The sequence below is a fragment of the Rheinheimera texasensis genome (assembly GCF_964031785.1).
GTDB lineage: Bacteria > Pseudomonadota > Gammaproteobacteria > Enterobacterales > Alteromonadaceae > Pararheinheimera > Pararheinheimera texasensis_A.
The window spans coordinates 252849-275187 of sequence record NZ_CAXIRE010000019.1; the positions used below are offsets into that span (position 1 = coordinate 252849).

At 51.9% G+C, this 22339-nt stretch carries 21 protein-coding genes; 16 read left to right on the forward strand and 5 right to left on the reverse strand.

Going from position 1 to position 22339, the window contains the following annotated elements:
• The first annotated feature begins 220 nt into the window (after positions 1 to 220).
• Positions 221 to 1957, forward strand: a complete 1737-nt coding sequence (locus tag ABNT34_RS09610) for an acetolactate synthase 3 large subunit (RefSeq protein ID WP_348731033.1) — start codon at positions 221 to 223, stop codon at positions 1955 to 1957.
• A 1-nt stretch (position 1958) separates the two neighbouring features.
• Positions 1959 to 2450 carry an acetolactate synthase small subunit gene (ilvN, locus tag ABNT34_RS09615; protein WP_348731034.1) on the forward strand — a complete coding sequence of 164 codons (492 nt, stop codon included), beginning with the start codon at positions 1959 to 1961 and terminating at the stop codon, positions 2448 to 2450.
• A 71-nt stretch (positions 2451 to 2521) separates the two neighbouring features.
• Here the strand turns inward: ilvN and ABNT34_RS09620 are convergent, their stop codons facing one another.
• On the reverse strand, positions 2522 to 3805 hold the full coding sequence (locus ABNT34_RS09620; RefSeq protein ID WP_348731035.1) for a cation:proton antiporter: 1284 nt from the start codon (positions 3803 to 3805) through the stop codon (positions 2522 to 2524).
• A gap of 316 nt (positions 3806 to 4121) precedes the next feature.
• Here ABNT34_RS09620 and ABNT34_RS09625 point away from each other — a divergent pair, with 316 nt between their 5' ends.
• The 3 genes from ABNT34_RS09625 (at position 4122) to ABNT34_RS09635 (ending at position 7274) form a co-directional block, all read left to right on the forward strand.
• Complete coding sequence (locus ABNT34_RS09625; protein ID WP_348731037.1) at positions 4122 to 4394, forward strand: hypothetical protein; 273 nt, start codon at positions 4122 to 4124, stop codon at positions 4392 to 4394.
• A gap of 10 nt (positions 4395 to 4404) precedes the next feature.
• Complete coding sequence (locus ABNT34_RS09630) at positions 4405 to 6363, forward strand: tetratricopeptide repeat protein (protein WP_348731039.1); 1959 nt, start codon at positions 4405 to 4407, stop codon at positions 6361 to 6363.
• A 125-nt stretch (positions 6364 to 6488) separates the two neighbouring features.
• On the forward strand, positions 6489 to 7274 hold the full coding sequence (locus ABNT34_RS09635; protein ID WP_348731041.1) for a peptidylprolyl isomerase: 786 nt from the start codon (positions 6489 to 6491) through the stop codon (positions 7272 to 7274).
• Positions 7275 to 7451: 177 nt separating this feature from the next.
• Here ABNT34_RS09635 and ABNT34_RS09640 read toward each other — a convergent pair whose 3' ends face one another.
• From ABNT34_RS09640 to ABNT34_RS09650, 3 genes are all read right to left on the reverse strand, one after another.
• On the reverse strand, positions 7452 to 8084 hold the full coding sequence (locus ABNT34_RS09640) for a GntR family transcriptional regulator (RefSeq protein WP_348731043.1): 633 nt from the start codon (positions 8082 to 8084) through the stop codon (positions 7452 to 7454).
• Positions 8084 to 9271: a benzoate/H(+) symporter BenE family transporter gene (locus ABNT34_RS09645; protein WP_348731045.1), complete on the reverse strand. Its 1188-nt coding sequence runs from the start codon at positions 9269 to 9271 to the stop codon at positions 8084 to 8086. Before ABNT34_RS09645 ends, ABNT34_RS09640 begins: the two co-directional genes overlap by 1 nt.
• A 77-nt stretch (positions 9272 to 9348) precedes the next feature.
• Positions 9349 to 9672 carry a GNAT family N-acetyltransferase gene (locus tag ABNT34_RS09650; protein WP_348731047.1) on the reverse strand — a complete coding sequence of 108 codons (324 nt, stop codon included), beginning with the start codon at positions 9670 to 9672 and terminating at the stop codon, positions 9349 to 9351.
• Between the two features lie 82 nt (positions 9673 to 9754).
• Here ABNT34_RS09650 and prsT point away from each other — a divergent pair, with 82 nt between their 5' ends.
• From prsT to ABNT34_RS09675, 5 genes are all read left to right on the forward strand, one after another.
• Complete coding sequence (gene prsT, locus ABNT34_RS09655) at positions 9755 to 12529, forward strand: XrtA/PEP-CTERM system TPR-repeat protein PrsT (protein ID WP_348731049.1); 2775 nt, start codon at positions 9755 to 9757, stop codon at positions 12527 to 12529.
• 248 nt (positions 12530 to 12777) lie between these two features.
• Positions 12778 to 13842, forward strand: coding sequence for a choice-of-anchor A family protein (locus ABNT34_RS09660; RefSeq protein WP_348731051.1), 1065 nt, complete (start codon positions 12778 to 12780; stop codon positions 13840 to 13842).
• A 247-nt stretch (positions 13843 to 14089) separates the two neighbouring features.
• Positions 14090 to 15274 carry a formate-dependent phosphoribosylglycinamide formyltransferase gene (gene purT / locus ABNT34_RS09665; RefSeq protein WP_348731053.1) on the forward strand — a complete coding sequence of 395 codons (1185 nt, stop codon included), beginning with the start codon at positions 14090 to 14092 and terminating at the stop codon, positions 15272 to 15274.
• Positions 15275 to 15409: 135 nt separating this feature from the next.
• Positions 15410 to 16108: an AAA family ATPase gene (locus tag ABNT34_RS09670; RefSeq protein ID WP_348731055.1), complete on the forward strand. Its 699-nt coding sequence runs from the start codon at positions 15410 to 15412 to the stop codon at positions 16106 to 16108.
• Positions 16065 to 16412: a ribbon-helix-helix protein, CopG family gene (locus tag ABNT34_RS09675; RefSeq protein ID WP_348731057.1), complete on the forward strand. Its 348-nt coding sequence runs from the start codon at positions 16065 to 16067 to the stop codon at positions 16410 to 16412. Before ABNT34_RS09670 ends, ABNT34_RS09675 begins: the two co-directional genes overlap by 44 nt.
• 52 nt (positions 16413 to 16464) lie before the next feature.
• Here ABNT34_RS09675 and ABNT34_RS09680 read toward each other — a convergent pair whose 3' ends face one another.
• Entirely contained in the window at positions 16465 to 16824 is a 360-nt protein-coding gene (locus ABNT34_RS09680; RefSeq protein ID WP_348731059.1) for a hypothetical protein, read from the reverse strand.
• Positions 16825 to 17151: 327 nt separating this feature from the next.
• On the opposite strand from ABNT34_RS09680, the gene ccoG reads away from it, so the two are divergent.
• The 6 genes from ccoG (at position 17152) to ABNT34_RS09710 (ending at position 22327) form a co-directional block, all read left to right on the forward strand.
• Positions 17152 to 18561 (forward strand): cytochrome c oxidase accessory protein CcoG, encoded by a 1410-nt coding sequence (gene ccoG, locus ABNT34_RS09685; protein WP_348731061.1) that lies wholly within the window; start codon positions 17152 to 17154, stop codon positions 18559 to 18561.
• Positions 18562 to 18668: 107 nt separating this feature from the next.
• On the forward strand, positions 18669 to 19655 hold the full coding sequence (locus tag ABNT34_RS09690) for a serine/threonine protein kinase (RefSeq protein WP_348731063.1): 987 nt from the start codon (positions 18669 to 18671) through the stop codon (positions 19653 to 19655).
• Between the two features lie 93 nt (positions 19656 to 19748).
• On the forward strand, positions 19749 to 20387 hold the full coding sequence (locus ABNT34_RS09695; RefSeq protein ID WP_348731065.1) for a thiol:disulfide interchange protein DsbA/DsbL: 639 nt from the start codon (positions 19749 to 19751) through the stop codon (positions 20385 to 20387).
• A 17-nt stretch (positions 20388 to 20404) separates the two neighbouring features.
• Positions 20405 to 21052, forward strand: a complete 648-nt coding sequence (locus ABNT34_RS09700) for a thiol:disulfide interchange protein DsbA/DsbL (RefSeq protein ID WP_348731067.1) — start codon at positions 20405 to 20407, stop codon at positions 21050 to 21052.
• A gap of 146 nt (positions 21053 to 21198) precedes the next feature.
• The gene (locus ABNT34_RS09705) at positions 21199 to 21801 is read left to right on the forward strand and encodes a hypothetical protein (RefSeq protein ID WP_348731069.1); all 603 of its coding nucleotides are present in this window, start codon (positions 21199 to 21201) and stop codon (positions 21799 to 21801) included.
• Between the two features lie 190 nt (positions 21802 to 21991).
• Positions 21992 to 22327 (forward strand): hypothetical protein, encoded by a 336-nt coding sequence (locus ABNT34_RS09710; RefSeq protein WP_348731070.1) that lies wholly within the window; start codon positions 21992 to 21994, stop codon positions 22325 to 22327.
• Positions 22328 to 22339: the final 12 nt, after the last annotated feature.

Below are 22339 nucleotides of genomic sequence, written 5' to 3' on the forward strand. Positions count from 1 at the left end.
TAAAGTACGGCGTAGCGAGCCTGCCTATAAACCCGCCCTGACTGCGCTGCAGCGGAGGCGGATCCAACGATAAAGGCCGTAGTTTGATTTTTTCACAGTCTTACCCCTGTGAATTCTCCACGTAAGCAGAATTGCTTGTCTTCAGACAAGAACCCAACCGGCATGCCCAAAGGCTGACCGGTACACCTGTGCCTACGCAAACTATGAGACCTGAGTAAAAATGAGCCAACAACACCAACCAGAACTGCTGTCTGGCGGCGCCATGCTGATTCGGGCCCTTCGTGATGAAGGAGTCGAATTCGTTTATGGTTACCCCGGCGGCGCCGTGTTACATATCTACGATGCGCTGTTTCAGCAAACCGAGGTAAAACATGTGCTGGTCCGTCATGAGCAAGCCGCCACCCACATGGCGGATGCCTATGCCCGTGCCAGCGGAAAAGCCGGCGTGGTGCTCGTCACCTCAGGCCCCGGCGCTACTAATGCCGTCACCGGCATTGCCACTGCTTATATGGATTCGATTCCGATGGTGGTGATCTGTGGTCAGGTCATGAGCCATCTGATTGGCGATGACGCTTTCCAGGAAACCGACATGCTCGGTATCTCGCGCCCCATCGTCAAACACAATATGTCGGTGCGTAACCCGGCCGATATTCCGGCCATGGTGAAAAAAGCCTTTTATATCGCCCAAAGCGGCCGGCCAGGCCCTGTGGTGCTGGATATTCCGAAAGATATGACGATGCCGAACCAGAAGTTCCCATACGAATATCCGAAAGACATCAAACTACGCTCCTACAATCCGAACGCCAAAGGCCATCCGGGCCAAATCAAAAAAGCACTGCAGACTTTATTGGCTGCGAAAAAACCTGTGCTGTATTCCGGCGGTGGCGTGATTTTAGGTCAGGCCTCGGCAGAGCTGACGGAGCTGGCGCGTAAACTGAATTTACCTGTAACCAATACCTTGATGGGCCTTGGCGCTTATCCGGCCACAGACCCGCAATTTATCGGTATGCTCGGCATGCACGGCACCTATGAAGCCAACCAGGCCATGCACAATGCCGACGTGATATTTGCTGTCGGTGCGCGTTTTGATGACCGCGTCACTAACGCGACGAAAAAATTCTGTCCGAATGCGACCATTATCCATATCGACATAGACCCGGCCAGTATCTCCAAAACCATCACGGCGCATGTGCCTATTGTCGGTCTCGTAAAACCTGTGCTGCAGGAAATGCTGCATCAGCTGGAAAAACACGGCAATACACTGGACCAGGCGGCGCTGGGCCAGTGGTGGAATCAAATTAATCAATGGCGCGAAGTGCACGGCGGTCGTTTTGAACACCGTACTGACCTGTTAAAACCGCAGGCGGTGATTGAAGCGGTCTGGCGCCACACCAAAGGCGACGCTTACGTCACCTCAGATGTGGGCCAGCACCAGATGTTTGCCGCACAATATTACAAATTCGACAAACCCAACCGCTGGATCAACTCCGGTGGCCTCGGCACTATGGGTTTTGGCCTGCCGGCGGCGATGGGCGTGAAATTACATTACCCGGACGCCGAAGTGGTCTGTGTCACCGGCGAAGGTTCCATTCAGATGAATATTCAGGAGCTGTCGACCTGCAAACAATATGGTTTGGGCGTCAAAATCATCAACCTCAATAACGGCTATTTGGGCATGGTGAAGCAGTGGCAGGACATGAACTATGACTCGCGCTACTCCAGCTCTTATATGGATTCACTGCCAGATTTCGTCAAACTGGCGGAAGCTTATGGTCATGTCGGCATCCGTGTCACCAGCCCGGAAGAACTGGAACCGGCGCTGGAACGGGCATTCGCGCTGAAAGATAAACTGGTGTTTCTCGACATTCACGTCGATCCGAAAGAACACGTTTACCCGATGCAGGTACCTGGTGGTGCCATGAATGACATGTTCCTGAGCAAAACGGAGCGGACTTAACATGCGGCATATTATTGCGGTATTGCTGGAAAACGAATCCGGCGCCTTAGCCCGTGTCGTGGGTTTATTTGCCCAGCGCGGTTACAACATTGATTCGCTGACGGTTGCTGCGACTGAAGATCCAACCATGTCACGGCTGACGCTGGTGACGCGCGGTGATGATCAGGTCATTGAACAAATCACCAAACAGCTGCATAAGCTGATTGAAGTGGTGAAGCTGACTGACCTGAGTGAAAGCGCGCACATCGAACGCGAGCTGATGATGGTGAAAGTCAAAGCCAGCGGCGCGCAACGCGAAGAGGTCAAACGCAACGCCGACATCTTCCGCGGCCAGATTATCGATGTGTCACCAACCACTTACACCATTCAGGTTGTCGGCACCTCGGAGAAGCTGGAAGCTTTTATTGAAGCGCTGGAAGGCACGCAAATTCTGGAAACTGTGCGCAGCGGTGTCTCGGGCATTTCCCGCGGCGAAAAAGCGTTATCGCTCTAAGCTAGCGCGAATAGAACTATCTCCAATAAAAAAGCCGGCGAACTCGCCGGCTTTTTCATCTCTGCAAAGCGTTACACCTTCATCGCCGCATTTAATGGCGGTACCGGCGGCTGGTCATCCGGTTTGCTCATATGCCGGCCATAGACCAAATGGAACAGCGGTGACGCCATCAGTGTAGTGACAATCGCCATCAGCACCATGATCGAGAACAGGCCTTGTTCAATCACGCCGAACTTCAGCGCGATGTTGATGATAATGAGCTCCATCAGACCACGGGCATTCATCAGCGCACCAACGGCCATGGCGGTACGATTATCCGCGCCGCCCATTCGGGCTGCAGCCCAACAGGCCACGCCTTTGGCAAAAATCGAAGCCACCAGAATAGCCAGTGCGATAAACATCACATCAAAAGAAGCAAGCACGTTTAACTGGGTTTTCAGGCCGGAATAAGTGAAAAACATCGGCAGCAACACAAAGACTGTGATTTTTTGCAGCCGTGCTGTCACCAGCTCAGTCAGCTTGCCACGCGGCATGGCAATACCGAGCAGGAAGCCGCCAAACACAGCATGTAAACCGACCCATTCCATCGCGTAAGCGGAAATGGAGAACAACACAAACACTAACAGCAACTGTGCAGCGGTCAATACACCGGTTTTCTCGACTTTATCAGCCAGCGGCTGCAGCCAGCCGCGCACTTTGGTCAGCATCAGGCTGGCGTACAACACACCGCCGACTACGGCTTTAATCGCCAGAATCGAACCACCGCCGAAACTGGCTAACACCACCGCCAGCACCACCCAGGCCGAGGCGTCGTCAATGGCACCGGCCGCCAATGCCAGCGTGCCAACAGCAGTACCTGCCAGGCCACGCTCATAAATAATCCGTGCCAGCATCGGAAATGCCGTGATGGCAATAGCGGCGCCCATAAACATCGCTGCGTTGGCAAAAGAAATATTGGCGGCGAACAAGCCGGGCGTTTCCAGTAACCACAAGCACAACAGTGCGCCGACGCCAAAAGGCACTATCATGCCAGCCAGGCTGACCCCGATGGCGCTGCGGGCATTTTTGCGAAACAGCTGAGTATTAAACTCCAGGCCCACCAGAAACATGTACAAGCCGACGCCAAGCTGAGCACCGAAATACAAAATCGGCATGGTTTCAGCGACAAAAATACTTTGCTGCAGTTCTGGCCAGAACAGGCCGAATAGAGAGGGGCCTAACACCACACCGGCGATCATTTCGCCGACCACTTTGGGTTGACCAACAAATTTAGCCAGATAACCAAATACTTGCGCGGCGACAATAATCAGCGCCAACTGTGGCAGAAATGCCAAAGCCAAATCGACATAACCCATTGTTTATTATCTCTTTTATTGAAACTGTTGATGAAATGGTAGCGTGAGTGATGTTGTCGGTTTGTTCGCTGATTTTAGTACCAGCTGTAGTTTTGTTACCAACATACAGAAGCGTTTTGTGCGGCGCAAGCCGTCAATGTCGGCTTCACAACAACTAATTGATTTTCATTTAAACAAAAGTATTGGGCTCCATCTCAGCACAAACCACTGCTCAACGAAAGCCAAAGCCCGCGGCCTTTGCAGAATATAGACTGGGCAGGGCAAGGGAAATCTGGCATGCTGGACATCTTCATTCTGTGGCAGGAAACCGGGAACAATGAGTCAGGACCATGGTGATCAGCTCGATCAACAACTGTTATTTGAAGTCATCGAGAATCAGCTGGCAGATGGATATCCGCTGAAAGTCAAAGCGACGCTGATGCGGCTGTGTATGACCGGTCATAGCCGCGAAGACGCCTTAGAACTCATTGCCTGTGCCTTAGCACCGGAAATGTTTGCGGTGGTCGAACTGGCGCAGGAATTTAATTTGCCGCGTTATGAAGCACATCTGGATTTGTTACCGCAAACCCCATGGATTGAACAAGACTGAGCCTGCCCTGTTGAATATCATCCGCTGGCAATCCATTGCCCTGTTATGTTGTCTCTGCTCATTACTGACAGCCTGTCAGCAGACGCCGAACAAGTCCGGCCAACCGGCCAGTGCAGTGCCGGCCGCTGGTCAGCTGTATGTCCAGACTGCAGCACAGTTACCTCCGGCGACTGCGTTACCTAACTATGAGGCTTTATATCAGAGCTTTTTAGCATCAGGCCTGGCCCAACAAAGCGCGAAAGACTGGCGCGCCATGCAACAACAACTGATGCAGACTGATATCAGTCAGTGTCTGACCCTGCCCTGGCGGCAATGGCAACAACAAAACCTGCTGAATCTGGCATTTTACCGGCTGGCGATGAACTGTTATCAGGAGCATCAGCAACAGAACGAGCTCAAAGCACTACAGGCTTACCAGAGTTATCTGCGCGACGGTATCTTGCGTAGCGGCAACGGCAACGCCAGTTATTCCGCCTGGCGCATTAATACCTTTGCCGACGCCCACGAACTGCTTGGCCTGCTGGGTATGCAAATGCAGGATTACCATGCAGTGCTGGCAGCATCCGGCAACAGCCTGCACTATGAAGTGCAGGTGTACGACCCGGCCGACAATCGGCTGAAAACAGTGTTTTTCGACAATCAGCGTTATCTGCACGCCATCGACGGCCTGCCATTTCCCTTTGTCGGCCTGGTTGATGGCTGGCGTAAAGAACTGTTACCCGAAGGCGCCAACAATAATCCGGCGATGATGGTGCCGCTGGCGCTGGCGCTGATGGAAGAAAACAAACCGGCAGAAGCCGAAGCGTTGATACTCAAAGCGGTGGCGCAAGGCTCGTTACAGGCCAAAGTTACGCTGGCGGAATGGTGTTTTCAACCAGCGTTGCAGATAAAAACCAGCAAAGCACAGTGCCTGGGCTGGCTGACTGATGCCGCAGACCAGGACTATATCCCGGCCTTGCAACTGCTGCATTTTCTACATTTTAAAACGCTGATCGCCGGCAAACATCAGGCGGCAATCACCGAGCTGCAGGCTTATATTAACGAACGAGCGGGGCCTGGCATGGCTGAAGTACAGCTGGCCCGCTATCTGCTGCAGGGCAAACTGACGCCACGCGATGCCGCAGCTGCGATCACTCAGTTACAAGCGGCGGCGAAAGCCGGCCACCCGGATGCCGCCAGCTTTGCCATTCTGGCGCAGCTTGAACATCAACAGCTTGCGGCAGCCACCGGCACCGCACAGCTGAAACAGCTCGCAGAACAAGGCAGCACCACCGCCGCTTATTTGTATGTGTCAGATTTGATGCAACAACCAGAACTCAGTGCCACAGAACGGCAGCAGGCGCAGCAGTTGTTGCGGCAGGCGATGCTGTCCTATCACCCGGAAGCCTATTATCTGTATGGTTACGGCCTGGAACGCCGCTGGTTCGCGGAAGACAGCCAGCCGGCCAACTACTATTACCAGCAAGCTGCAGAACGGTTTTTTGCCCGCGCCATGCTGCGCCTTGGCAACATGTACCGCGATGGGGAATTCGTTAAAGCCGACCCGCTGCAAGCCAGCCGCTGGTTGTATTTGTGCACCCGTCAGGGCATTGCCGCCTGCGCTTTCCATGTTGGTGTGATGCTGGATGACGGTGAAGGCATCAGTGCCGACCCTGCCGCCGCGCTGCGGTTTTATAGCTTTGGTGCAGAACAGGGTTATGCGCCGGCGATGAACCGGCTGGGTTTGTTATATCTGTTTGGCAAAGGCACCAAAGCAGATCCGGTCAAAGCGCTGCAATTGCTGCAACAGGCCGCCAGCAAAGGCAGTGTCAGTGCCAGTTATTACCTGGGTTTGTTATATTTTGAAGGCAAAGTCGTCAGCCGTGATCTGACCAAAGCCCGACAGCATTTTGAACAGGCGCAGGAACATCCAAAAGCCCGCTATTATCTGGAAAACTGGCAACAACTGACGGCACAGCCAACCAAATAATGCCGGGTTTAACCACCCGGCGTTTTACAATATTCTGTAGTCAATTCGTCACTAAATGTAATGCTGCTCGCGGTGGCAATCCCGGCTCAGTTAAGCTTTTGCTTAATTCATTCCGGAGACCCCTCATGTCAAAGATTTATCGCCCGCTGCCAATCGCAGCACTGTTGAGTTCTGTGTTCATTGCCCAGCCGGCGCTGGCCACAGTGGTGCTGGTGAAAACCAGTCTTGGTAACTTTGAAGTCAATTTGTACGACCAGTCCACGCCGGTGACCGTCACGAACTTCCTCAGCTATGTCAAAGCCGGCAGCTACAACGGCACCTTTATCCACCGCAGTGAACCCGGTTTTGTCATCCAGGGCGGCGGTTTTAAATACAGCGGCAACAATGCCGCACCATTTAGCGCGGTGGCACAACAAGCGCCAATCCGCAACGAACCAAAATGGTCGAACGTGCGGGCAACTATTGCGATGGCAAAAGTGGCCGGCGACCCAAATAGCGCTACCAATCAATGGTTTATTAATTTGGCGGATAACAGCGGCGGCAATCCACAGCTCGATTTACAAAACGCCGGATTTACCGTGTTTGGTCAGGTGACCGGCACTGGTATGGAAGTGATTGATGCCATCGCCGCACTGCCGAATAAGCTCAACGCCAGTTTCAACGGTGTGCCACTGCGCAATTACACCAGTGCCGATGCGACAGCGCAGCGCGCGGTGACGCAGGATAATCTGGTGCTGATTGAAAGCATCAGCGTCGTTAATAGCGAAGTTAACAGCGCCGCCAGTCTGAATCCAAAAGCCAATACCGCGATTTTGCAACAGCAAAACAGCGGTGGCAGCAGTTCAGGTGGTGCTTTCGGGTTTGTATTGCTGGGCTTCGCCGCTTTGCTCGGCCTGGCCCGCCGCCGTTAATTCGGTCAGACAATTCTGGCAATAACAGACCGCTGCGGGCGCAGCGGTCTGTTCTTTTCTCAGCACCGGCAGTTGCATACACCAACAAGCTGCCTGCCCCTGCGCAAAACCGCAATTGTTGTTTGCACCACAACGCGGACACTGCAACACATTGACTGATCCTGGCAATATCATCTGTTAACCCCCGTTGTGTTGCAGATGTTGCTGCAAAGCAGCAGCGGCATCGCCGATATGCTGTTGCAACAGTTCAAGCGCCACGTCATGGCGCCCCTGCCGCAAATGCTGTAGCAACGCGCGATGTTCCGCCGCACTTTGGTCAGCGTAGCCCAGCTGCACTTGTTGAAACCCCAGATACATCGCCACTTTCAGATGCAGCTGCTGCAGCAACTGCAACAAAGTTGGCATGCCGCAAGGCTGATACAGCAGCTGATGAAACTGCCAGTTCAGTTCACCCTGTAGCAGTGGATCATGCGCTGCAGCGTCGGCGGCATTCAGACAATCTTCAGCCGCGCCCAAAATCGCCAGATTCAGCTGCGGCAAGGCCTGACGCAGCGCTAAAGGCTCCAGCTGGCTGCGGATCAAACAAAGTTCCAGCGCTTCGGCAGCCGATAAAGGCGGCACCATCAGACTGGCTTTGCCGGCACTGACCAGCCAGCCTTCAGCCAACAGCCGTGCCAGCGCATCGCGCACCGGAATGCGACTGGTCTGATAAAAGTCCGCCAGTTCCTGTTGTTTCAGCGCCCGGCCTGCCGGCCAGCGCCGGCGGCGAATGTCATCCCGCAGCTGCAGATACAGATCGGCTTTTTGCATCAGGCCCGCCATTTTTGCAGTAATAACACCACCAATCCCAACACCAGACCCCAGAAAGCCGATGCGATACCAAAAAAGCTGACGCCGGATGCGGTCAGCAAAAAGGTCAGCATCGCCGCTTCGCGGTATGGTCCTTCAGCCGTGACTACCGACAAGTTGCCGGCGATAGTGACCAATAACGCCAGTCCTGCGACCACCGCCACCAATGCCGGCGGGAAGGCCACAAATAACGCCACTATGGTTGAACCGGCGAGACCAGTCAGCAGATAAAACACCCCGGCGGCGATGCCGGCGCGGTAACGTGATGCCGGCTCCGGGTGCGCTTCTGGCCCGCTGCAAATCGCGGCGGTAATAGCCGCGAGGTTAATCGAGAAGTTGCCAAAAGGCGCAGTCACCAGCGTCAGCAAACCCGTCACAGTTAACAAAGGCGATACCGGCGTCTGATAACCCTGACTACGCAGCACCGCCAGCCCCGGCAGGTTTTGTGACGACATTGTCACGATAAAAAGCGGCAATCCCACACCTAATATCGCTTGCCAGTGAAACTCAGGCCAAACCCATTCCAGTTGCACCAGGGAGGGCTGCAACTGCTGTACTGACCATTCGCCGCGCAGCAAAGTGAAAATTACTCCAGCCAGCAACACCAGCGGAATACTGTATCTGGCGATAAAACGCCGGCTCAGTACAAACAGCAGCACCAACCCAATCACCAGTACAGGTGCTTGTGGCAAATGACGGAAAATCCCCAGGCCAAACTGCAACAAAATCCCTGCCAGCATGGCATTGGCCAAAGGCAGCGGCAGCACTTTACTCAGCCGGTCAAACCAGCCGGACAGCCCAAGCAGCAACGTCAGCAAGGCGCTGAACATAAAAACGCCGACCGCTTCAGCCAGGCTGTAGCCGCTGAGGCTGGTGGCCAGCAGCGCCGCGCCGGGCGTTGACCAGGCCGTCAGTACCGGCGCTTTGAAGTACCAGGAAAAGCCAATGCAAGTCACCCCCATGGCAAAACCAAGGATCCCAATCCAGCTGGCGATTTGCGCGGCATTGGCCCCTGCAGCTTCCGCCGCCTGAAACACTATGGCGACTGAGCTGGCAAAACCAACCAGCACAGCGACAAAACCTGCGACCCAATGCGAACTGCTCCACCCGGCGGTATCTCCACCGCTCTGCTGTGCCGATGCTGTCATGCTGCTCCACCTGTTCCGTTTAATTTATCAACAGCATAGCATTAAATGTATACACAAAATAAATTTGTATACATTTTTTAGTTTTTTTCTGTTGTCTCCAGCTGACGGGCGACATAACTGCAACTGGCATGGATCTGCAGTTGTTGCTGACGGGCCCATTCGAGCGCGGCAGTGGTTAACAATGCCGCAATGCCCTGCCCCCTGAATTCCGGCGGCACAAAAGTATGATAAAAATCGACCGCTGGCTGCCCTTGCGCCTGAAACAGCCGGTATTCCAGCCGTGCTTCTGCACCATCGGCCTGATAAAGAAAACAACATTGTGGTATTTGGTGTTGCACCTGCATCACTGGCTCTCCCGGTTCTTTATCTCTGTTACTGAAATTCATACAAGCTTTACGCATGACAACGCTATCATTTAAAGTGGCCGCATTCTGACCGCTCTCTGACCGCGCTGGCTCCATCCACGCCGGCCCTGAAGGATAAATGATGAAACTGCCTGTGCTCTCTGTGTTGGTTGCTGTGTTCGCTGCTATAGGCGCGCAACCGGTGTTCGCGGCGGATACCGCGTCAGCTTATTACGAAAAAGCCCGGCAATATAGTCAGCAGGCACAATGGCGTGAGGCAGAACTAGAGCTGCGCAACAGTCTGCAGCAAAACCCAGCGTACTTGCCGGCCCGGCTGATGCTGGGTCAGGTCCTGCTTAAAGCCGGTAACTGGAGCAGTGCCGAGAAAGAACTACAGCTGGCGCTCGATGGCGGTGCTGCGATCGAACCGCTGATTTATGACCTGTTGCGGGCTTTACTGGCACAGCAAAAAACTACTGAAGCAGCATTTCTTCTCGATCAGCATCCAGCACTGAAAGCCCGGCCGGCTTATCAGCTGATGCAGGCGAACTTACTGAAAATCCAATATAAATACGATGAAGCTGCCGTCCTGTATCAACAGGCGCTGAGTCAGGCTGACCACGACCTTGCCGATGAGATCCGCTTTCAGTTCGCCGAATTACGCTTAAATCAGCAGCAGTTCTCCCAAATCCCGCCGCTGCTGCAGGCTATTCGCCCGGATGGAGGCTTTGCCACCAAAGCACAGTATCTGCAGGCGCAATTACATCTGGTGCAACAGCAACCGGAGCAGGCACTGCGCATTTATCAGCAACTGCTGAGCAAAGACCCAAATGACCCTATCGCTTTGCTCGGCAAAGCCCGTGTGTTGCAGCAACAGGGCAAATTAGCCGAGGCGCTGCAAAGCATTGTATTGTACCGGGAGAAATTCCCCTATAACCCTTATGGCCAGCTGATCCATGCCGCCCTGATTGGTCTGCAGGGCGATGACAAAGAACAAAACCGCATGCTGCGTCAGGTGCAAATGCAGCTGAACAACCTGCCGGAAGACGCCAAAGAGCAGGAAGATGTGTTGTTGCTGGCCGCGACCATGGATTTTAGTCAGGAAAAATTTGAACAGGCCATTTTAAAACTGCGCCGGGCGCTGAAACTTTATCCGGCCAATTATCAGGTACACCAGCTGCTGGCCCAAAGTTACCTGCAACTGAATGATGCCAAAACGGCCGCGGGTTTCAGTCAGCAGGCGCTGAAGCTCAACCCGGCTGATTTCCAGCTGTATTTACTCGCCGCAGCCATTGCCCGCGCCCAGCAGGACGCCGCAGCAGAACAATCCGTGCTGCAGAAGGCCTTCGAGGCTTTTCCACAACAAATTGAGGTGCGTAAAGCTTATATCCAAAGCCTGCTGCGCAACGAACAAAGTGCCAAAGCCCGCCAACTGCTGAGCGCGCAAGCCGGACAAAATCAACAAGCAGATTTAATAGTGTTGGGTTATTTGCAGCTGGAACAGGGCTTACTTGGCGATGCCCGTCAGACGGCGGCGGATTTGTTAAAAGCTGATCAGTCCAAAGTGGAGATTTTCCAGCTGGCCGGTGATGTCGCCGCTAAATCCGGTGATGCAGCCCTGGCCCGGCAGTTTTATCAACAGGCGCTGACTTTGGACGCGTCCTACAAACCCAGCCTGTTATCTATGGCCAGTCTGGCGCTGCAGCAACAGGATTGGAACGGAGCCATGCAGTCTTACCAGACCTTGCTGCAAAAAGATGCTGCCGACCCGCTGGTGCTGCAACTGATGGCTGACGCCGCGCTGCGGTTGGGGAAAGCCAGCGAGGCAATTCATTATTTACAACAGCTGGACCCGCAGGACCAAAAGCTGGTACCAGCCCGCATGGCTTTAATGGAATTGTATTTACAAACCAACGCATTAGCTGAAGCCAAAGCACTAGCCGAACAACTGACGGCACAAACCGATATCAGCGCAGAATTGTATTTTGCCAAAGCGCGGCTGGCGCTGAAACAACAGGACCAAGCGGAAACAAAACGTCTGAGCGAAATCCTCTATGGGCTTTGGTACGATCAGCCGTGGCGGCTGCGCGACCTGGCCGACCTGCAGTTAAGCGCCAAAGACGGCAACGGCGCGAAGAAAACCCTGAGCCGGCTACAGGCACTGGATAGCGATGAAGTCCAGCTCAGTCTGCTGCAGGCCCGGTTGGCGCTGTTGGAACAACGTTATGCCGACGGCTTGCGTCTGTTACAAAAGCTCGAAAGCCGACAGGCGAATCAACCGGCAGTGGCTGAGCTCAAAGCTCACTTTTATCTGGCACAAGGCCAGAATCAGGCCGCAGCCGAAGTCCTGACGCCGCTGTTCCGCCAATCCGCCGCGCAACAACATTTATTGCTGTTGCTGCAGGCGCAGCGCGACCAGCCGGCCGTGGTGCAGCAGTTGTTACAAGATTGGTTGCAGCAGCACCCGACAGATCTCAGTGCCACTCTGGCATTGGCTGAACAACTTGAGCAAACCGGTGCTCCTGAGCAAGCCCGCGCTGTATATCAGCAAAGTCCGTTATTAGCGACCCAGGCTATTTTACAAAATAATCTGGCGGTGTTGCTGTTTGACACAGAGCCACAACAAGCGCTGCAATGGGCGGAAAAAGCGCATCTGTCGATGCCGGAACAAGCCGATATCCTCGATACGTACGGCTATGCTCTGGTCAAAGCCGGACAGGCAGAAAAGGGCCTGGGTATACTGCGCGAAGCAGAAATCCGCCAGCCACAAGCGACCTTACTGCAGCTGCATATCGCCGCCGCTTTACTGCAGCTCAAACGAACTGCAGAGGCTAAGGTGATCCTCAGTGCCGTGAGCAGCCGCGAACTCAATACAGCCGAACGGCAACTATTGCAGCAATTATCGAAATATTAGAAAAATCACTCAGATACAGAGTTTCTGCTTCAGGAACTCTGTTTTTACTCATTCAGACCTGAAAAACCTGCAAATAATTTTGAGTTTTACTCAGCGCATTCAATCTCTATCATTCTGATTAACAATAATTATTTCCAGATAAATTCTATATATCTGCCCTTCATGAAAAATTCAAAAAAGACAGCGTTGTCAAAAATAAGCGAATCCGCTATTATTGCGCAAATTTTCAGCATCTGCAGGAGCCTGCAATGAAGTTAGCGTTAGTTTTGGGATTGGTTGCGGCCAGCCTGTTCAGTGTGGCCAGTCAGGCCGGTAGTATCAGCCTGGGTCAGGCCGCCAATTACAACGTATTCGTTAAAGAAAACTTCAGCGCCAGCTCGTCAGACACCGAAGGTGCGGCGGCCATCGGCGGTAATCTGCAGGTCAATGGCGGTTATGATTTTGGCTACGTCAACAGCAGTGCCGCTGCAACAGTCACAGTCGGCGGCAACGTGGTAAAAACCGGTTCTGGGCATCTGAACGTCTATGATGGCGCTGGGAATACCCGCCTGGGCGACCTGGTGTACGGAGGTAGTTATAGCGTGACCGGCGGCGGTGTCGGTGCCGCCAGCACAAACAAAACGCCGGGTACAGTAGACTTCAACAGTGCCTTTACCCAGCTTAATGCGTTGTCCGATCAACTGGCGGCCAAAACCACCCCTGCAGTCGGAATCAACCGTAATACCCAGGACGGTGTGCTGGTGTTTACGCCGGCAAAGGTCACTGCAGACAATGTCTATGTATTTAACATCACACAGGACGACCTGAATACTTTCCACACCATTCGTGTGGATAACAGCAACATCAGTAAAGATGCACTGGTGGTGTTTAACGTCAGTAACCCAAACGGCACGCAGGCGAAAAACTGGACACCACAAGCGAAATGCGCTGTTGGCCAAACTGACTGTCTGTCACTGACCCAAGTACGGTATGAAGTTGGCGACCTGAACAGCAACAGCGCGGCCATCGCCAACCACGTATTGTTTAACTTCAACGGCATCAATGACCTGCGTATTTCCTCTTCAGTCTACGGTTCTATCCTGGCGCCGAAAGCGGCCATTTCAACGGAATGGGGCGTGATTTGGGGCCAGGTGATGGCGAAGTCCTGGAGCGGCAATCAGCAAGTCAACTGGGCACCACTGGACATCCCACCAGGCGGCAATAACAGCGTCAATGCACCTAGCCCGGTCGCCCTGTTGTTATTAGTTCCGGCATTATTCTGGATGCGCCGCCGTTCGACAGCGCGGGCGATGCCACAGCTACAGGTTGCCTGATTTTTTATATACCCTCAGAAACGGACCCGCGGGTCCGTTTTTTATCTACGTTGTCCTGTCCCAAAGCCTGCCATTTCCTGCTTGTTGCCCGTCCCGCGCATGAGTTTTCAGCAGAAATTCTGTATTTTGGCGAACTCTCAGCAAAATAACGCTATTCACCGGAATAATGGTTGAAAAAGCCAATCTGATCAGTAATCTGAAGCGATGAACTACGGCGAATTGCCGTCCCCGGAAAAAGAGAGCACTGATGCCCACAATTGGAACTCCTGGCAGCGCCAGCAGCACGAAAGTACTGCTGCTGGGCTGTGGTGAACTTGGAAAAGAAGTTTGTCTGGAATTAAAACGTTATGGCTGTGAAGTGATTGCTGCTGACCGCTACCCTAACGCTCCCGCGATGCAGGTCGCTGACCGCCATTATGTGATTTCGATGCTCGATGGTGCCGCCTTACGTCAATTGGTGATCAGAGAAAAACCGGATTTTATCGTACCGGAAATCGAAGCTATCGCCACAGCGACCTTGCTGGAACTCGAGCAGGAAGGTTTTTGTGTGATCCCCAGTGCCCGCGCCGCCCACCTGACGATGAACCGTGAAGGTATTCGCCGGCTGGCCGCCGAAGAGCTTGCCCTGCCAACATCGCGGTATCGCTTTGCTGATGATCATCCCAGCTATCTGGCGGCAGTAACAGAAATTGGTTATCCCTGTGTGGTCAAACCTATCATGTCATCCTCCGGTAAAGGCCAGTCTGTGCTGAAAAGTCCGGCCGATTTGGCTCATGCCTGGCAATACGCACAAGAAGGTGGTCGCGCCGGCAAAGGCCGGGTCATCGTTGAAGGTTTTGTTGATTTTGACTATGAAATCACCCTGCTGACCGTCCGTACAGCCGACGGCCAGACTCAGTTCTGTGACCCTATCGGTCACCGGCAAGAGCGCGGCGATTATCGCGAGTCCTGGCAGCCGCAGGCCATGTCAGATGCAGCTTTAGCAAAAGCTCGCGACTATGCCGGACGCATTACTGCAGCATTAGGTGGCCGCGGATTGTTTGGTGTCGAATTGTTTGTTAAAGGCGACGATGTCTGGTTCAGTGAAGTCTCACCAAGGCCACACGATACCGGCATGGTGACGTTAATTTCGCAAAATTTGTCCGAATTTGCTTTGCACGCACGGGCCATTCTTGGCCTGCCTGTACCAGTTATTCGCCAATATGGGCCTGCGGCTTCTGCAGTTTTGCTGGTGGCCGGGCATTCGCAACAAATGCAATACGGCAATCTGGCAGCAGCGTTAACCCAACCGGACACTGAAATTCGTTTGTTTGGCAAACCAGAAGTACAAGGCGAGCGCCGGCTCGGCGTGGCGCTGGCACTGGGCGATTCAGTGCAACAGGCCGTGGATAAAGCTTTGTTGGCGATTGCACAAGTCAAAGTCAGTCTCTGATCATCAGGCTGTGGCTGATTGTGCTGAAGTCTCCTACACTATAAATGGACTGCCTGTTTCGGGGTGGTCTGCACAACCTGCAGTTCTGCAAAAGCAGTGCTGAATTGTTTTGGTCGCGACTAAGAGGGAAGCTCCATGATTTTGTTAGTTGGTGGTGAAAAAGGCGGCAGTGGCAAAAGCTGTCTGGCGCAGAATATCGCGGTGTATTTTTCCAGTATGAAAAATGCCAATGTCATCCTGGTCGATTGTGACCCCCAACGCACCACATCTGACTGGGTTCAGGAGCGCCACTTGTCGCCCCAGGTCCAGTGGATCAACTGCGTGCAGATGTACGGAAAAATCCGCTACGAATTAAAAAGTCTGGAACATCATTACGATTATGTGATCGTCGATTGTGGTGGTCAGGACAGCGTCGCGTTACGCTCAGCGATGTCAGTCGCCTCACATGTGTTGCTGCCGCTGCGACCAAAACGCCGCGACCTGAAGACGCTGGAGCATTTGGAAGACCTGGTCAGCAACTGTAATGTGGTCAACCCGGACATGATTGTTGCTTGTGTGCTGACCCAATGCCCGTCGTTACCCAATCAAAGCAACCGAATTCTCGAAGCCAAAGACGTCGTACGATCGTTTAATCTGCGGGTACTGAATTCCGTCACTTTCAGCCGCAACATCTACGACGACAGCGAAGAAAAAGGCATGTCGGTGATGGATACAGAGCCAGATGGAAAGGCCGCCACTGAAATCAAAGACATCATTCAAGAATTAATGGCAATGAAGGCGATACAAGAAGATGGCATTGACCGATCTGAAAAAAAATTCAACACGATCGAATAAGCTCGCTTTTTCAGTCGATGAATTTATTGCCGACGCTGAAAACTATGCGATGGGCAAACCGCAAATCGTCAGTGTCCGTCAGGTTGCCGGCGATGAACTGGAGCCTTTAATTAATAAAGGCCCGATGCGACATGCCACTTTTACTTTGAGTGAAGAAGCGATCGAAATTCTGAATCAGCTGAGTCAGGAGACCGGAGTCTCCAAATCCAAGTTAATCCGTCAGTTGATTTTGAATGTTGATGCGCATAATCAGAGTGCGGTGCTGCAAAGCGGACATGCCGTGGTGGTAAAAAAAGTCGAATAAGCAGAAAGATCAGCGGCTGCGGCCGCTGATCTTTTATCTTCCCCGCACTAGGTCAGCGCATCCCGCGTTCGAATTCTGCAATCACATCACAGATCCGGCCCTGTGTGTGCCCAAAAAACAATGGGTTAAATTGTTTTTCCACGCAATACGCCTGATAAAACGCCAATAACTCAGTTTTATCACTGGTGATCCGTTTTAGTTCTTCTTGCTGTTTTTGCCCCAGCTCGCCGGAAAAAGCCGCAAAGCGCGCACTGATAGTCCGCAACACCTGTTCACCATGCACCTGGCTTGCCTGACCGGCACTCTCGGAAAACAGCGCATACAGCTGTTCTTTGTAAGGCTTAATTGTCGGGTGATCAGAAAAAGTCGCCAACAACATAATCGCGACAATCAGCCACAAGGTTTTTTTCATACTACCTCCGCTTTGTTCTATCACTATTCTACGCAGATCAATAAGGCTGACAACAGGCAAAGCAAAATCGTCAACATCGTTGACACTTTAGCCATCATCGAATATCAACGCTGGCGACACCTAATCCTGAAATTTGCTGCAGGTTATTGAAATACTGAGCTATATCAATTGGTCTGCATATTGCTTCAGGCATGATACATCTTCAAGTCATCGCTGTAGAAACCATAAAAACAGCATGGGCTTTGGACAAGCCGCGGATGGGAACTGCTATACTCGCAGTCCTGCCCGTCTGTCACTGCAGCATATTCAGCATTAACGAGGTACCCCTTGGACCAACAACAACGAATTCCGGTCAAAGTCGACATGCACAACCCCAAAGCGCCGGAGCACTATCCGTCGCGTGACCGGATTTATGTCCGGGCGGTCAAAGGTTTGCACCAACGGCTGCGTCGCAATATGGGTTTTGTCTTTATGGCAATGTTTTTCCTGTTGCCGTGGCTACAGTTTGAAGGACATCAGGCGGTGTTGTTTGATCTGGACGAGCAGAAATTCAATATCTTTGCGATGACGCTGTGGCCCCAGGATTTCACTATCATGGCGTGGATCTTCGTGATTGGCGCTTATGCTTTGTTTTTTGTCACCACTTTTTACGGCCGGGTCTGGTGTGGCTACATGTGCCCGCAGACTGTCTGGACTTTTATTTTTATCTGGTTTGAAGAGAAAATTCAGGGCAGCCGGAATAACCGGATGAAACTGGACAAAGACCCATGGAGCGGCCAGAAGCTAATGAAAAAAGGCCTGACCCATCTGGCCTGGCTGGCATTTTCGCTACTGACCTCGTTGATTTTCGTTGGTTATTTCACCCCGATTGACCAGCTGTTTATTGATTTCTTCACGGCGCAGGCCAGTTTTTGGTCCGTGGTGTTTGTGCTGATTTTTATGTTCTGTACTTATGGCAATGCCGGCTGGATGCGTGAAATCATGTGTACCCACATTTGCCCATACGCGCGCTTCCAGTCGGCGATGTTCGACAAAGACACTTTTACAGTGACCTATGATGCGGCTCGGGGCGAAAATCGCGGTCCACGTTCACGTAAAGACACCGAGTACAAGGCAAAAGGACTGGGTGACTGCATTGACTGTAACCTCTGTGTCCATGTTTGCCCGACCGGGATTGATATCCGTAATGGCCTGCAATATGAATGTATTAACTGCGGCGCCTGTATCGATGCCTGTGACGACACTATGGATAAAATGGGTTATGCCAAAGGCTTAATCAGTTACACCACAGAACACAGTCTGAACGGTAAACCGACCAAAGTGGTACGGCCAAAACTGCTCGGTTACTTTGTCGTGTTGCTGGTAGTCTGCAGCGCCTTTGGCTGGACTTTATGGACGCGGATGCCGGCAGAAATGGACGTGGTCCGCGACCGCGGCAGTCTGTTCCGTGAAACTGACGAAGGCCTCATCGAAAACACCTACACGCTGAAAATTATCAATAAATCTCAGCAGGAACAAACCTTTAAGCTCAGTTTCACCGGCATGGACAAAGTGAACTGGCTCGGCATCACTGAAGTCACCATCAAAGGCGGCGACACCGCCAGTGTGCCGATCAGTCTGGCGGCGGATCCGGCGGATTTGTCTAAGCCGATGACCGATATTGAATTCAGTATCGAAAACGTTGCAGATGCCGAAGTAAAACTGTCACAACGCAGCAATTTCTTCTCGGCCCGCTAAGCCTTGCTATTGACCAAAGCCGCCTGTGGGCGGCTTTTTGTTTTTACGCTGTGTGATACGACGCGTTATCATAGGCCAACAATACCTTCTGCCGCCGGTGCACACTGATGTCTGCTCATTTTCACTTCGCTCAGTTACAACCCGAAACTTTACTCGATGCGCTGCAAAGCTATCGTATCTTGCCAGACAGCGGCTTGCTGGCGCTAAATAGCTATGAAAACCGCGTGTATCAATTCAGGGCAGACGACCAGCAAAAATATGTGGTGAAGTTCTACCGGCCAGAGCGCTGGACGGCAGCACAAATCGATGAAGAACATCAGTTTTGCCGGGATTTACAGCAAGCCGGGCTCGATATCATTGCGCCCTTGCAGTTTGATGGTCAGAGCCTGCTGCAATATCAGCACTACTCTTTTGCTGTATTTCCGAGTAAAGGCGGGCGCGCGTTCAGCGCAGAGCAGGATGAACACTGGGAGCAGCTTGGCAATTTGCTGGGACAAATTCATCAAACCGGCGCCGGTCAGGCGTTCCGGCACAGACCTCAGCTGAATATTGCCGCTGACCTGCAACAGGCGATCCCGGAATTGCTGCGCAGCCCGCTATTGCCGGCCAGCCTGTATGAATCTTTCGCTTTGGTGACGGCTGAGTTATTGCAGAGCATCCGGCAACTCAGGCTGCCGGAATTCAAAGCTATACGGCTGCACGGTGATTGTCACGCCGGTAACATTCTGACCGATCAGCGCTTATTTCTGCTGGATTTTGATGATTGTCTGCAAGGGCCTGCCGTGCAGGACTGGTGGATGTTGTTAAGCGGTGATGAGATGGAGCAACGCATCCAGCTTGAAATTCTTGCTGAGCAATATCAGAACTTTACTGATTTTAACCAGTCTGAATTGGCGCTGATTGAACCGCTGCGCTGCCGCCGGCAAGTATTGTATATGTTGTGGCTGGCCAAACGCTGGGCAGATCCGGCGTTTCCGCTGCATTTCCCCTGGTTTGCGACGGAAGATTACTGGCGACAACAGCTGGAGCAGTTAAAACTGCAACAACAACGCCTGCAGCAACCAGCAATAAGTCTTTATCCGGATTATTACTGAAACCCGCTGCCCACAGAGGCTATACAGCGGAAATTGCTTCAGTGTAAGCTGTGCGCCATCAAAGACTTTTCAACGGATTAACTGGAACTTGCTATGAAAAAACTGTTGTCGTTTTTATTCGCGTTTTGTCTGGTGCCATCAGCCATGGCGGTAGGCGGCCCCTATGAAGAGGGTAAGCACTATCAGGTTGTCGCCGAACAAGGCACTGCAAAACCTGAAGTTAAAGAGTATTTCTCATTTTATTGCCCACATTGTTTTGCCTTTGATCCGATCGTCAAGAGTCTGGAAAAGTCTTTGCCGGAGGGCACCGCATTTAAGAAGTATCATGTTGATTTTATGGGCCAGGCCAGTCAGGAAATTCAGGAGGGTCTGACCAAAGCGATGATTCTGGCGAAAGCCAAAGGCAAAGGTGACGAAGTCAGCAAAGCAATCTTTGAACATATTCATGTGAAGCATCAGCCATTTGCCTCAGCTGCAGATATTAAAGCTGTAGTCGTTGCGGCAGGCCTGGACGCCGCCATGTATGACAAAGATATCAATAGCTTTGCAGTGAAGTCACAAAACAAACAAATGCAAAAAAGCCAGGCTGATTCGGCAAAAGCTAAAGTTCTGGATTCAGTACCAACTTTTATCGTCAACGGCCGTTACAAAATCATTAATCAGGGGCTGGATCAAGCCAATACTGAGCAGGATTTCAAGGCTTTAGTCCAACACCTGCTGAGCAAACCATAAGCACACGGAGTCTTGTTATGTACCGTCAGATCGTCAAATCCGTTTTTTTCTGTGTTGGTCTTACTGCAGCTGCTTTCAGCCAGGCGGCCTCGACTTTCACCGAAGGCAAACATTATGAAGTCGTGGCTGAAAAAGCCACTGCAACACCAGTAGTCACCGAGTTTTTCTCGTTTTACTGCGGTCATTGTTTTGCATTTGAACCTTTGGCCAACAAGCTGGCAAAAAGCCTGCCTAAAGGCGTTAAGTTCGAAAAAAACCACGTTGATTTCCTGCAGGCCAGTTCGCCTGAAGTGCAAAACAGCATGGCTCGGGCTTATCTGGTTGGCCGCAACGCCGGCAAGGGCGAAGAAGTCGCCGGGATGATTTTTAACTATATCCATAAACAACGCGCGAACTTCGGCTCAGACAGCGATATCCGCTCGTTATTGCTGGTCAATAATTTTGACGCTGCGACTTTTGACAACGGTTTTAACAGCATGCCGGTATTGGCAGAAGCCAGCAAAATGAAAGAACAACAAAGCTACTGGTCTGAGAAAAAGGTGCTGACCGGAGTGCCGATGCTGTTGGTCAACGGCAAATACAAAGTGAAATTCGACGGTCTTAATCAGGACAACGTGGAGCAGGAACTGATTGATTTGTTGGCATATCTGGCCACCAAGAAATAAATACGCAGTTTTTATTTGGAAGAAGCCGGTTTTTAACCGGCTTTTTTTATCGGGAAAATAGCAGCAGTTTATTTACAAATTATCACAGTGCTGGCAGCCGAGGCCGTTTAAGTTATCTCAGACAACAAAACAACGGGGGTTGCGAAATGAGGGTTTGGTTTACGTCTGTGTTTATTATCGGGTTGTTGAGTGCCTGCGGCAGTGACATTGCAAAAGTTGCTATCACTGAAACGCCCGTCCAGCAGGCTCAACCTGGCAAATACCTGTTTGCCGCGGTTTATCAAAACTATGCCTGGGCAAAAACGACCCGAGGTTTTGTGATCAAGGGCAATGGTGATTTGTATTACTTTGATGTTTCTGCGACCAATGCAGCGCTCCCCGACACTACTAGTGCCAGCGAAGCCGAACTGACACGTTTTTTTGAAGCGGCCCGCTTTGAATACGTCCAGACCATCGCTACTGACCAACTCAATAGCCTGTGGCAACAAAGCGAAAAACTCAGCAACGATACACTTGGTAAAGAACAGAGCATCTGCCGTGATGCGGGAAACTACAGTTATCTGCTGTTCCAACCTTCCGGTAATCAACAATATCAACAGACCCTGATATACCAGACCGGTGATTTCAGACGTGAACAGCAAGACAGCAAAGCAGAACCCATCAAAGATTATCTGGTGAAGCAGGCAGTAAAACTGCAAATTGCTTATATTCTGGATCCAAACAGCAATAACTGGTGCTCGGGGCTATAATTACGCAGGAAAAGCAGCCAATCGCTGCTTTTTTGCTTTTACAAGAAAATATCAGATCTTTATCAATTTTTCCCGGTCCAAACCTTCTGCAAATTGATTGTTTTCTTCACTTTTGCTCACTTATAGTTCACAAAAACATGTCTGCGTACTGCGCAGCAATTCCAATCACTGAGAAACCGGGTGACCAACCATGAACGATCTGAGTATTCAAGGCAGCAGGGCCTATGCGACTGCTTATGCATCGAATGAACTAAAAGTACAATCCTCGTCTCAGGCTGTGGCTGATACCACAAAATCTGCAATGAATGCTTCTGGTGATGTGGTCACGATTAGTGCTGAAGCATTAAACAAGTTTCAGAACGAAGTAAATTTTCCGTCATCGGTCAACTCATCAAGCAGCCAAGAGGCTGTCGTTTCTGGTAGTGGAAGCACTGACACACAACCAGGAACCAATACACCTCCGCCACCACCAACCCCACCAGTGACAACCCCGTTTAATGGCGAAGGCATTAGGCCTCCGGTTTGAATTCCCCTGGCT